The 13,526-nt window shown below is 55.6% G+C and carries 7 protein-coding genes; 4 read left to right on the forward strand and 3 right to left on the reverse strand.

Annotated features, from left to right (window positions below; all coding sequences use genetic code 11):
* The first annotated feature begins 148 nt into the window (after nt 1–148).
* From KA369_23665 to KA369_23675, 3 genes are all read left to right on the forward strand, one after another.
* The gene (locus KA369_23665) at nt 149–511 is read left to right on the forward strand and encodes a PDZ domain-containing protein (GenBank protein ID MBP7738989.1); all 363 of its coding nucleotides are present in this window, start codon (nt 149–151) and stop codon (nt 509–511) included.
* A 168-nt stretch (nt 512–679) separates the two neighbouring features.
* Nucleotides 680–2,563, forward strand: a complete 1,884-nt coding sequence (locus KA369_23670; protein MBP7738990.1) for a HAMP domain-containing protein — start codon at nt 680–682, stop codon at nt 2,561–2,563.
* Nucleotides 2,547–6,203 carry a PQQ-binding-like beta-propeller repeat protein gene (locus KA369_23675; GenBank protein MBP7738991.1) on the forward strand — a complete coding sequence of 1,219 codons (3,657 nt, stop codon included), beginning with the start codon at nt 2,547–2,549 and terminating at the stop codon, nt 6,201–6,203. Before KA369_23670 ends, KA369_23675 begins: the two co-directional genes overlap by 17 nt.
* A gap of 28 nt (nt 6,204–6,231) precedes the next feature.
* On the opposite strand, the gene KA369_23680 is transcribed toward KA369_23675, so the two are convergent.
* Together KA369_23680 and KA369_23685 are read right to left on the reverse strand one after the other, a co-directional pair.
* Nucleotides 6,232–6,813: a hypothetical protein gene (locus KA369_23680; GenBank protein MBP7738992.1), complete on the reverse strand. Its 582-nt coding sequence runs from the start codon at nt 6,811–6,813 to the stop codon at nt 6,232–6,234.
* Nucleotides 6,810–9,353 (reverse strand): hypothetical protein, encoded by a 2,544-nt coding sequence (locus tag KA369_23685; GenBank protein MBP7738993.1) that lies wholly within the window; start codon nt 9,351–9,353, stop codon nt 6,810–6,812. Before KA369_23685 ends, KA369_23680 begins: the two co-directional genes overlap by 4 nt.
* 385 nt (nt 9,354–9,738) lie before the next feature.
* On the opposite strand from KA369_23685, the gene KA369_23690 reads away from it, so the two are divergent.
* Nucleotides 9,739–12,156 (forward strand): exo-alpha-sialidase, encoded by a 2,418-nt coding sequence (locus tag KA369_23690; GenBank protein ID MBP7738994.1) that lies wholly within the window; start codon nt 9,739–9,741, stop codon nt 12,154–12,156.
* 510 nt (nt 12,157–12,666) lie between these two features.
* Here KA369_23690 and KA369_23695 read toward each other — a convergent pair.
* A partial coding sequence (locus tag KA369_23695) for an ankyrin repeat domain-containing protein (protein MBP7738995.1) occupies nt 12,667–13,526 on the reverse strand: 860 nt, incomplete at its 5' end.

Raw genomic sequence — 13,526 nt, forward strand, 5'->3', positions numbered from 1 at the left:
CCCGCCCAGGCGGGAATGTTTTTTTGTGGCCTGATTTGTCTTTGAATCGCGGGATGTTCCAAAAAATTGTTGCATTTATACGGGAGATGAATGATTTTGATGGAGCATGGATATTACCCAAGCCTGTGCGCTGGAAGGTACCGGAATTATGAAAAAAATGTTATTGTCGGTGGTCATGCTCTTCATGGGCGTCGCCGTTGTCATCGGCCTCCCCTCCTGCAGGAAAAACGACCAGAAAGGACTGCTGGGCATAGTGGTCCCCGTGGGCCAGGAAAAGGTGCGGAAAAACGCGCCCTATGTCATTACCGGCGTCTACGAGGATAGTCCGGCCTTCCGGGCAGGACTGCGCCCGGATGACCGCATCGTGCAGATCAACGGGGCGGAATTGGAAGGCCTGGAATACGATCATATTTACAATAGCATGCTCCGCGGCCCCTCGGGCACAAAGGTCACCATCGTCGTTGAGAGGAAGGGAGAGACGATGGTCTTTGACGTGGTGCGGGGGGAGTGACCGGTGGCCAGGAAGATATTCTTCGTCGTCGTCCTTTCCTTCTCCGCGATCTTTTCACTGTTTATTTTGCTGGATATCCTGTACTGGCTCTTCAACTGATTTCAACGTGTTCACTGCCTGTGCCCCTGCGCCACGGAGTTTGCAATCGACAAGGATAGAAACCGCCTTATGGACAACGATGCCGATACCTTCGCCGGGTTTAAAGAGTTATTCTCTGATTTAAAGATCCGCACCAAGCTGATATCGATAATTTCGCTGATACTTATCGTCTCCCTTGCCGGGATGATACTTCTTGCCACCTACTTTTTCAAATCAGACAACGAGATACGGGCCAACGAGCTCAATCACAAGATCGCCGATATTACGTCGCAGAAAATGCAGAATGACTGCGCCGCCCTGGTTGAAAAACTCAACCTCATGGGAAACACCATGATCCAGCAGATACCGCAGAAGGCCCTTTTCACCGACCTTTTTTTCGCCAATGACCGTAACATGATCTACGTCGGCATCGGCACGCGTGCGGGTGGCGGCATCCGCTTCGAAAGGTCCGTCAACAGCAGGGCTTTTTTCGATGAGAACCGCCTGACCCTCCAGGCCGTGGACGCCATCAGCGAAACCTATGCCCCGGCGTTTCTCGGCGCCTTCGGCGGCGAGGCCGTCATACAGAACGTTTCCAAGAGCTTCAATACCCCGGCACTGGCCATGGCCCTGCCGTTCCAGAAGAACGCCGACGGCTCCGTGGCGTCCATCCTGGTCTGCTACCTGAAGCTTGACCGGTTCCTCCAGGCCTTCAGGACCAGGGACATCTTCGAGACCTTCATGGTGAGCGCCAGGGGAGACGTCATCGCCCATCCCGACAGCAGGATCGTCCTCTCACACGGAAATTTCATCAGGCTGCCCATCGTCGAGGAGATGCTGAAGAGCAGGCTCGACAACGGCCAGAAGCGCTACCGCGACGACGACGGGGAGTACCGCCTGGGCTCCTTCAAGAAGATCGGTTTCGGCGGACTCGGCGTCATCGCCACCGTGAGCGAGGAGAAGGCCTTCAGGGCGGTCTATCAGATCCAGCGCCGCAATATACTGATCATGATCATCGTCCTCAACCTCGGCATCCTCATCGTCTACTTTTTCAGCAAGACCCTGACCACGCCCATTACCCGACTCGTCGGGGCCACCAAGGAGATCGAGAAGGGAAATTTCAGGGTTGACATCGTGCCGACGTCGGGCGACGAGATAGGGGAGCTGACACGGTCCTTTGTGTCCATGGGGCGCGGCCTCGAGGAGCGCGAAACGCTGAAGGAGACCTTCGGAAAGTTCGTCAGCAAGGACATCGCTGAGCTGGTGCTGAGCGGCAAGGTCAAGCTCGGCGGGGAGCGCAAGACCGCGACCGTATTCTTCTCGGACATCCGCGAATTCACCTCCATCTCCGAGAAGCTCGAGCCGGAAGAGGTGGTCGAGTTCCTGAACCAGTACATGACCAGGATGGTCAATTGCGTCGAGGTCACCAACGGCGTGGTGGACAAGTTTATCGGCGACGCCATCATGGCCGTGTGGGGGGCCCCGGTTTCCTACGGGAACGACGTGGAGAACGCCATCAACGGCGCCCTCATGATGCGCAACGAGCTGATGGGCTTCAACAAGGGGCGCGGCGGCCCCAAGAAGCCGGTCATACGGATCGGCTGCGGCATCAACACCGGGCCGGTCCTCGCGGGCCAGATCGGCTCGGAGGAGCGGATGGAGTACACGGTCATCGGGGACACGGTCAACCTGGCCTCCCGCATCGAGCAGCTGAACAAGCCCTTCGGCACGGACATCCTCATATCGCAGGAGACCTGCGCCCAGATACGGCACAAGTTCCTCGTCGAGCCGATGCAGAAAATACGCGTCAAGGGAAAGGCCGAGCCCCAGCAGATCTACGCGGTCCTCGGCAGGAGGGACGATCCCGAAGCGCCGAAAAACATCGACGGGCTGCGGCGCCTCCTCGGCATCGACATGAAGGGGAAGCCGGAGTCTCCCCCGGCCGATGAAGTGAAGTATGAAATACTCAAGTAACATCAGGGCCGATCTGATCGCGGTCGGCGCCAGCGTCCTGATCATCGCCGGGTGCTCGGCGCTGCTCTACGCGGATTACGCGCGGAAGGTGGACGCGGGCGGCGCGAAGCGGATCGGCACCCTAACCTACAAGCAAGAGGTCGTCCAGCGCAAGTACGGCTCCCAGGTCATATGGGAGGATCTCGCCCGGAACGTTGCCGTCTACGACAACGACTCGATACGGACGGCGGAGCTCTCGGAGGCCGTCGTCAGGCTCAATGACGGTACCACGATCGCCATCGACGAGAACAGCCTGATACTCCTGGCGATGAGCGGGGAGGGCGTGAATATCGACTTTTCCCACGGATCGATAGCGGCCAATCGAGAGGCGGCCGGCGATGAGGCCGCCTCAAAAATAAGCATCACGTCAAAGGACGCCGTTGTTTCCATGAACAGCGGCGGCGTCAGGCTGTCCGGGTCCGGGGAAAAGGGATTGGATGTGACGGTCACCGAGGGGAGCGCCGCGGTCAGATCCGGCAGCGAAGAAAAAACAATCAAAAAGGATGAGCGGGCCACTGTTACCAAGGATGCCGGGACGAAGGTAGTCAAGCTGAATCTCAAGATCCTGTCGCCGGCCCATAACGGCATCATCGTGACCGCCGCCCCGATAGCGCCGGTCACGTTCACCTGGGCTGACGCGCGGGGCTATGACGGGGGGATCGTCCTGGAGATCGCGCGGGACAGCGGTTTTTCCAGGGGCGCCGTTGCCAGGGCCGCAGCCGGGAACAGCCTGACGGAAAGACTCGGCGAGGGGAGCTTTTACTGGCGGATCCGGGGGCGAAACGCCGCAATCGGCGCCGAGGAATACAGCGAAGTAAGGAAGATCGGCATCCTTCGCGACATGCCAACGGGGCTTCTGTATCCCGCGCATAACGAAGTCATATCATACAGCGTAAAGCCTCCCATCATCAACTTCCGGTGGCGGGAAAACAGGGTGGCGACCGATTACACGGTGGAGATATCCCGGAGCCCGGCCTTTTCCGCCATCGAGCGGTCCCTCCCGACGACGCTCCTGGATATCTCGGTGGACGGCCTCGGGGCCGGGACCTATTACTGGCGTGTCAGGTCGAATAACAGCGGCATCGTGTCTTATAAAGGGGTGAGCGCGGTCTCATCATTCAAAATCGAACGCATGGCGGCGTTGACCGCCCCTGTCCTCATAGCGCCTCCCGATGGCAGGCGATTGAGCTCATCCATGACCGGCAAGGCCGGGAAAGTCCTTTTCAGCTGGAGTGCCGACAGCCAGGTCGGCCTGTATGATTTCATGGTGGGTACCGACAGGGAATTCCGGAACATCGTAATACGGGAAAAAGTGAAGGGGAACGTGTTCGCCCTTCGCGGACGCCTGGAGCCGAAGCGGTATTACTGGCGGGTCGCAACCGATGCCGAAACCGGCGGGCTTTTTTCCGCCACCAATGCTCTCCTGGTGGTGCCCGGGGGCACGGTGATCCCCGGCCTACCCAGGGTCATCCGCGCCGGCGGCTCCGGAGGTGAAGAGAAACGCGCGGATATACGGTTCCCCTGCGCGGCAAAGGATTTCACGGGGGTCAGGACAATCGAGCTGGCCCGGGACAGGGGATTCCTTGACGGCGCCGGATCGGTGGCCACCTCGGAAAATTTTGCGGTCATGGAGGGCGTTGCGGCAGGCGCGTACTTCTGGCGGGTGCGCCTCTTTGACGAAGAACGCAGTCAGATCGGGGAAGGGGAGACGCGCAGTATCTTCGTGAATGTAAACGGCCAAATCGTCGGATCCGCCGAAGAGATCGCGCCGGCGCCGGGTGTGCCCGCCGTCACCGGAGAGGAAGCGGCGCCGGTTGAAGGGACGGCGGAGGCGCCGGGGCGGAAACAGGCCGGGATGCGGGAAGATCTTCCTGAGAAAAAACCCATGGAGGAAGCTGTAAATATAAAACAGGCTGACCAGGGGCGGACGCGCGGTGAAGAGCTGGCCAGGAAGAGACAGGCGGCGCTGGAAAAGAGAAGAAAGGAAGCCCTTGCCGGGAAGCGGGGGGATGATCAGGCACGGAAAAAGCGCGAGGAGATGGCCGCGAAAAGAGGGGAAGATATAGCCCGGAAACGGCGGGAGTACCTGGCGAAGAACAATCAGGATAAACCGGCGGTGAAAAAGCGCGAGGATGCGGCTCAGCATCAGCGCGAAGACCTGGCGAAGAAGAAGCGGGAAGAACTGGCGCAGAAGAAACGCGATGACGCGGCCCGCCGCCGGCGTGAGGAGCTCCCGAAGAAGAAACAGGATGAGGTCGCCCGTACGAAGCAGGAGACGCCGGGGAAGAAAAAGCGGGATGAGCCGGCAGTAATAAAGCGCGAGGACATGGCCCGGCGACGGCAGGAGGAGCCGGCGAAGAAAAAACAGGAAGGGCCGTCAAAAAAAGAGACCCCCGGGCAAGAGAAGCCCTCGCTGGCCATTACCTCGGGGACGCTGGGAAGCGCCATCTATGTCAATTCAAAGCTGGTCGGCTACGGCACGGCTCGGTTGAATCCCGTTCCCGGCAAGAAGCTCGTCATCACCATCGTGGCGGACGGATATGGCGAATACAAGCAGTCACTGACCATGGGGAGCGGAGAAAAGAAAAATATCAACGCCCGCCTTGTCCCGGGCGCGGCGGATTTCAAGGAGAAGCGCCCGGGGAGGAAGCTGCGCTGGAGGACCAATCTCGCGTCAACGGTCATGTCGCGGCCGGTGCACCGGGGCAACATGATCGTCGCGACCACCAGGAACGGCTATCTGCTGGGGATGAACCTGAACGGCGGGCAGCTCTGGCGCACTGCCCTGGGGAGCGTTGCCCGGTCGACCCCGGCGGCGGATGATTCGGCGGTATACGTCGTCACCGTGAACGGGTTCCTCTTTTCCATCGCCCTGAAGAGCGGCGCCGTCAATTGGAAGAAGAAGATCGAAGGGCCCCTCCTGTACGGCTCCGAGCCGGTGGTTGACGGGGGGAGGGTCTTTATCGCCACGAGCTATGGCGTGGTCCAGGCCTTTTCCCGGGGCGGCGGCGAGCTGTGGCGCCGGAACCTGGAGGAAGGCGTTTTCAGCTCCATGACCTGCGACGGCGGCGTCCTGTACGTGGGAACGGCGCGATCGAACATATACGCCATCAACGCAGGCGACGGCAGCGTCAGGTGGACCTTCGCCACGGACGGCAGGATATTCTCCGCGTCTCCCAGGGCGCACCGTGGCGTCCTCTATGCCGGGTGCGACAGCGGCGCCTTCTACGCCATCAACCGCGACGGCTCCCTCAGGTGGGAATTCAGGGCGAAAAAGGGGATCCTGTCGGCCCCGGCCCTGGCCGGCGATACGGTCTGCTTCGGCTCCGAAGACGGCACGATCTATGCCCTTGGGGCGGATGATGGCGGAAAGCTGTGGGAATTCAGCACCAGGGGCCCCATCATCTCCGGGCCCGATGTTTCCCGCGACAGCATTCTCGTGCCCTGCGGCAACGCCGTATTTTCAATCGACGTGAAAACCGGGGAGCTGAACTGGCGGGAAGGATTCCCCTCCGGCGTTAATACGCCCGTCACCGTGGTGGGAGATACCGCCTTCGTGGGACTCAACAACGGGGACTTCATCTCGATCGCTTCGTTTTAAATACAGTCCGGCCGCGATACGATCCCACCTAATAGAATTTTTCCTTGACGTTGTACTCCCACAGCTCGACGAGCTTGTCGAATTCCTTGTCGTGGGGCTGGTCCCTGTAGGTCATGTTCCGGCGTTTTATCAGGTAGGCGACGGTGGAGTCTTCCAGCAGGAAGGGCTCCTTGAGCTGGTTCAGCTTGATGATGAGGTAATTCAGGTTATACGTCTGAAAATCCCCGATAAGCTTCGAGGCCACGGTGGGCTCGTACTTCATCAGGAGCTCCGTGAAATAGAGGGCCATCCGCCAGGAGTCGGTGCTGCCGGCCACCCCGGACTTGAAGTGCATGGACAGCTTTTCGAAAAGGTCCATGTTCTGGTAATAGGAGTCGTATATCGCCTTGATCAGCTCGGGGAACTCGTTCTGAACCTCCATCAGGTCGATGGGCTCGTCCTTGGTTGTGAAGTGCTCGAAGATTTCCCTGCTTTTATCCGTTGTGGGGATCACGGGGATCAGCTCCACAAAAAGGTCCTTGATGACAGTGCGGACTTTGCCCGCCTTTTTCAGGTATACCTCGATCTCGACGGGCTCCACATAGTAGTGCTTGTTTTTGTCGACTATCATCGCGCCGGCACCTGGCGCGCGGCCGATGACAGCGATTCTTCGGCCTTTTTCAGGGCCTCACGCTGTTCCTTTGAATATGCGAACTGCTTCATCTGCCCGATAAGACGGGCCTTGTTCTTCGCGTCGGCGGCATTATACTGCTGCGAAAGCTCGTTGAACCTGATCGTGGATTCAATGAGCTTGTTCTTGGAAAGGTTCCAGAGGGTGTCCCCCCTGCTCACTACCACGGGCTGGCTGTCCAGCATGATGAACACGTTTTCCGGGTATATCCAGTCAGGGTTTCGCTCCCTCAGGGTCGTTTCGGCGATTTTATGATAGCCGTTTCTCACGGCAACCTCGTTGGCGTAATGGTATATATCGTTGTCCCTGATCTTTATGTTCAGCTGGAGCCCGAGCTGACGGTACCGCGTATCGATATCTCGGCTCTCGATCACGGGCCCCTTGGCCTTGATGGTGACGACTCGTTTTTTTGCGCGGGCGGATCCGTCAGTTCCCTCCGTCGCCGGATGGCGCAGTAAAAGGACCGCGGCCGCAATGAGAAGGATAAGGCCGAGGGGCAGCGCGATTTTCACGGCAGCCGGAAGGTTTTTTATTTTTTTGATTATGGAAGACGCCATGGCGGGGGCTGATGTTCCCGCGCCTTCCATCCCCTTGTCGGCCGCGGCGTCGGCGTCAAGCCGGGATCCGGCCGCTCCGCTCCGCGGTCCCTTTACGGCGGCGGCGGCGCCGGTCCCGGTATCATCTTCGTCCGATGACAATACGGCCGATGAGGCGATGGATCGCGACCAGGCGTTATCAAGGCTCAGCGATTCGTCGCGGTACTGGCTCTTGCGCTCGCCGATGGCGTCTTTGAGCTTGCCGATCTCCGGCATGTTCTTTTCATGGTAGCGCTCCGATCGCGTATATATGTCGATCAGGCACCGGAGACGCTCGCGGTCCGCGATGATCCGGTCATAATACTCCCCCATGCCGGGGTTGCCGGGCCGTACGGAAGAGTCGCCGTCCGGGCCGATGGTGTCGAAGAGCCGAAGGCCGGCATCGGCCTTAGAATCAATAACGAAGGGAAAGACGGCGCCGTTGAACAGGGCCAGGACCACGCTGTGCCGTGACGGATCCTGGACAGCGGAGGACCGGCCCACGGCAAGGGAGAGGGTCCCGGCAATGCCCCTGAGCTGTGATGAAAGCTTGCGGTCGCCGGTATTGTACAGGTGTACCCGCACGAGTGAAAGCAGGTTGAAGAGCTCCCGCCTCCGTTCCGGGGTCATGGCTTCGGCTGAGGGGGAGCCCGTTTCCGACGCCAGCTCTTCCGGCGAACCGGTGATCCGGGCAATGATGTCGTCGCCGAGACCCGACAAGCGGGTGAGATCCTCGATGCCGGTGAAGGCCCTGAACTCGTACTGGATTCCCCGGGAGAGGACGATCTTGTCTTCGCCGCCGAGTCTGGAGATATGCTTGTTGCCGTCGTCGATAATAACTACGGGAATGTCCGTCGACCTGAGGAGCATCACAATGTCCTCATAGGCCGTGTAGGAGATGATGAAGAGATCGGGCTTTTCTTTGATGATGTCGCGAACTCCGGCCGAACCCTTGATGTAGGCGGCGGTGAGGTCTTTTCCGCCGGACCCGCCGCCGGAGAAGGTTATTTTCATGTTAAAGGTGCCGGGATAATTCCGGAACTCGATCCCCGTGTCGCCCCGGTACGCGAGGCCGCTGAAATCGTCCTTCCTGATGACGGCGTGGGAAAAGAGACGCTTCACCAGATCGATATCGGTGCTGTTGGCGAAGATGGTTATCTTTCTCCCCGTGTTGTTCAGCCACTTGAAAAGCTTCGAAATGTTGGTCAGGTTGAGTGACGGATGGAGGATCGCCTGCACCTTGCCCGGATCGATGCCGAGAAGCGAAAAAGGCCCCAGGTAGTCGGCCGGGAAAAGGTAGGAATAGAAATGGCCGCTGTTGTAAAAGAAGGGATTATGGCCTATCACGGCGAGACCCGAGCCGTTGTAGCGCGCGGTGCCCCGGTTGCTTTCCGAAAGGAGGTCATGGAATTTCTGCCAGCTTATGGGCTTTTCTATGATCTTGTTCAGGTCGAAGATGATGTTCTTGTTCAGGAGCACCTTGAAGTTGCCGTCCCGGTAGAAGACGCCGATGAACTGGTCCTTGTGGGAAATATTTTTCTCCTTTGAGAGCTCCGGCAGGTCCTTCTCGATATCGACCACGGAGGCGTTGGTAAGATCAAGGCCGAAAATCTTCTGGTAGTCGAGGTATTTCCGCACCACGGCCTTGCTGCCGATATAGCGGTTTTCCGGGAGGTGGCGCACGTCGATGTTGAACTGCTCATGGGCCGGGTTGCCGATAAGGCTGTCGGTGATAATGATATTCTCGATCAGTGGGATCAGCTCAACGGGCATATCGTTCCAGTTGCCGATGCGGATGAACGGCTTAATGTCATCCGTTGTTTCCCCGGTAAAAATTATATAGCATTCAGGATCGACGATAAAGAGCCTGTCGCTGTCAGATTTGATTATGTCTTTGATCTCCATATCCACCCAAACCATATAGAGGGTTTGATAACCGCCCTGTTGTTACGCTTTTTTGATTATTTTTAACAAAAAACACATTTATAATGATTAGGAAAGGTTGGCAATTACATTTTGCTCTGACTCGTTGGGGGCTCTGACCCTGTGTGTATCCGCCGCCTGCCCCATATTTTTTTATACAAATAAATATAATTGCATAATATTTTTTAGTAAAATGGCGATCATAAAAGGGGGATACCTTGACAGGGGTCCCGGCTGTATAGTACTTTACAATTATTCGGAGAATGTGCCGCATCTCCTTGCCCTTTAAAGCGGAAGATGTACGAATGCACCGAAAACTATCAAGCATAGTAATTATTTTAAAATGAGAAACCTGGGATCCTACATATTGAATCTTTATTTTCGCATTGCCTTTGTCAGGCAATGCCTCTGGGCGATTTTTCTCTTCGCTGTTTTCTCCATCGCCGCCGCCCTTGTTTTCCAGAGCAGCAAAGTTTTGACGAACCCGGCAGGATGGGAGAAAAGCTTCCAGGTATCTTCATTTAACATCGTGGCCCGGGATATCACCGTCGCTTCCAGGGGGAATATCATCGCCGCCGTGTACGAGGGAAGGGCCGGCGGGGCCCAGGGCATCTACGCGACCCTTTCATTCGACGGGGGCGTGACCTTCCTGCCTTCCCTGAGGGTCGCCGGCGTAACGTCAAAAACATCGATGAACCCCCACGCTGCCATATCCCCGGCGGGTCACCTTACGGTCATGTGGCACGGCTATATCGACACCGAGTCGACGAACAGGATCTTTTTCTCGACGTCGAAGGATTACGGCGCCACCTGGAGCGAGCCGAAAAAGCTTTCCCTGGGAAAGGAAACCGAAATGCTGCCCCGCGTCTATTATGACGACCGGAACCGCCTCCACCTTTTCTACCATGGCAGCGTGGCTGACAACATAAACCTGTTCCACGCGATTAGCGACGACGGGGAACAGTTCAAGACCACGGGATCGCTGATCCGCCTGACGAGCAGCATGCGGGGCGCCTTTTTCCCGTCGATCCAGATTTCGGGAAAATACTTTTTCATGGTGTGGCAGGGGAAGGAGGAGGATTTTTCCGATGAGCTCTTTTTCATGAAGTCCGCCGATTACGGGCGGACCTGGAGCATCAAGAAGCAGATCACCGAGAGCATAGGCAACAACGACGCGCCGTCCCTGATTCTCCATGAGAACGATCTCTACGTGGCGTACCAGAACAACGATGAAAAAAACTGGGCCATCAAGATGAAGAAGGGCGTCGACGGCGGACGGTCGTGGAAAGATGCGCCGCTGGCGGCATCCTCCACCATGGCAAACTGTTATTCCCCGGCCATCGGGCTTTCCGGCAACGACATCATGGTGCTCTGGTATGACACCCGCGAGGGGAAGGCGCGGATCTATTCCCGCAAGTATTCGGTCAGGGAAAGGAATTTCCTCCCCGAAGCCGAGGTGTCCGAGGCCCGGTACGAGTCGCGGAACCCGGTCGTGGTGTCCCTCGGGAAGCGCCTCGTGGTCTTCTGGGAAGAGCGGAACGTCATCATGGCCAAGCAGACCGACGTGTATGCCGAAGCCCCGGTCGTTTTTTCCGAAACGAATCCCGAGGGGATATGGTCACGGCTGCCCTATATCGTGATGCAGTGGAGACCTCCCCGGGACGAATCCGGCATAGCGGGATACGCGGCCCTTCGCAACAACCTCCCGGACTTCAATCCCACGGTCGTGAACATGAAGCCGAATGTCACCCAGGAGAAAATCACGGATAATATCACCGACGGCATATCCTATTATCATATCCGCGCAGTCGACGGGGCGGGCAATTTCAGCCGCACCATCCATTACAAGCTGCAGCTGGCGGTCAACCCGCTCCCGGGGCCCGTCATCGTTTCCCCGACGCATCCCCAGGGCAAGCCGTCCCCGTCTATGGCGCCGGCCTTTTCCTGGGCCATCGATGAGCCGGAGCGCATCAAGGGATTCGTGTACAGCCTGTCACGGGACGCGATCAAGATGCCGGACCAGTTCACCACGGAGCTGAAGACGGCGTTCAGCGACATCGAGGATGGGAATTACTTTTTCACCGTGGCGGCCGTGGACAAGACCAACCAGATCAGCAGGGTGTCAACGTACGATTTCATCATCGGTCCCCTCGACCGGGCCGTCGATCCCGATTATTTCAACCGGATCGCCGAGGAAGAGAAGAAATTCCAGAAATACTACCAGGAGCATTTCAAGTTCTATCGGGAATACGGGACTCCGGTTCCAGTCATCGCGAGGACGCCGGGCGTGATGATCCAGTTCCCCTTCGACGTCAGGAGGGTTTTTGACGGCAATTCGTTCAAGGCGATCATAGTGCCCGCCAATATCCGCCCTGAATCGATCGTCGGGTATTCGGTATATATCAATGATGACAACATCCAGCCGGCGGACCGCGTCAACCACAAGGGTTCGATTATCGAGGTGAAGGGCCTGAAAAGCGGCGACTACTATATCGGCGTGAAGTGCAAGTATGCCGTGGGGGCCAGGGGCTCGGGAGCATACGCCTGGACAAAGCCCTACGTCGCGAAGGTTTCCATACAGCTGCCGGCGGAGCGCTCGCCGGTCGTATATTACGCGAAGAATGTGATGGATAAGTTCCCGCGGCGCTTCAGCATTATTACCGTCACCTTCGTGGGGCTGGGGCTCGTAATAACGACGATGGGGTACGGCACGAGGATATCGTTTTACCTGCAGCTCTTTCTCTTCAGGCTGAAAGAGCGATACCGGAGGATGGCGAAAAAGTGATGAGCGGGTGATGGGGCTCGAACCCACGACGTCCAGCTTGGGAAGAAGCGGAACCCTTTTTCGCGTGTGCTTCTGTATGTATAGAGAGGTATTTTTGTGCTTGTTCGTCAACACTTTTTAGTATATTGCTCAGGTTTTAGTAATAAAATGCAATGATATGTTTTACTGTGCTTTTTAGTTGGTCACACTTTTGGTCACACCTTCTCTCGGAGAAAATAAGAAAAACGGCTTACCCGGATTGTACTATTTCATCGTTGTTTGTCCGTTGTTCATTTTCGTGCTTCCTCCGTGCTATGGGAAGGTAGCCACTTAGTCAAATAGAGCTGTTTTGAGTTCTCTGCAGAAATATCAGGTTTTCTAAGGTTTTCACCCTCTCTCCAGGTGTCCTCGGCAAGATTCACAAGAGTTCCCCGTTGTGAAGTTCGCGCAAAAGTAGCTGCTTTCTATTCCCTACCTTAAAGAAGTTTTATCCTCGACGGCTACTATTAAAGCGAGGGGGCTGATTTTTTGTCACACCAGTTTATTAATTATTTTTTGTAATACCTCGATATCTTTCAACCAATCGTCTGGTTTGTTCAAAGGACTTTCTCTTTTCTTCTTGAGGCCTTCAATTGCATAAAGATAATAGTTTTTTGCTAATTCATTTCTTCCAAGTTTTGCATAAGCGTCGCCAAGGTCTTTTTGGAAAATTGGCACCATAATTTTAATTGATTTAGCTTTTAAATCTAATTCAATTATTTGTTCACAATAATTGATAATCTCTTTCAAATCCTTGTTTTTCTTAGCCTGACGATATTTATCATGTAATTTTAACCATGTATTAAAAAGTTCATCGTCCCTATTATCCTTTCCTTTTGCTCCATTAGCTATTAAATAATCGATCACAGCTTGCTTTCCATTAGATTTTGCTATGTCTAACGCTGTTTCTCCATCGCGGTTTTTTAAATTAACATCAGCACCGGTTTCAATAAGAAGTTTGATAATTTCAAAGTTTGGACATTCTGAATCATTGAATAGGTCACATGAATTTTCTGCAACTTCCATTGAAATGGTTTCTCCATCTATGGCCAACATTAAAGCTGTATTCCCGTTTTCATCTTGATAGTTTACAGATGCATTATTTTTTAAAAGAAATTTAATTATCTCCTCTCTTCCATTTCGGAATGTTTTCCCTGAATATGCATCGTTTACTGCTGACATAAGCGGTGACCATCTACCGTCTTCTGTTCCGTTGACATTTAAACCTTTACTTAATAATAGTTTTATTATTTCAATATTCCCACCCAGGATGGAATAATCCAAAACCGTATCTCCATTGTCATCTTTTAGAAAGATATTTTCTTTCTTTTGGAATAGAAGCAGAAATTTAA

The organism is Spirochaetota bacterium, assembly GCA_017999915.1.
Taxonomy (GTDB): domain Bacteria; phylum Spirochaetota; class UBA4802; order UBA4802; family UBA5550; genus RBG-16-49-21.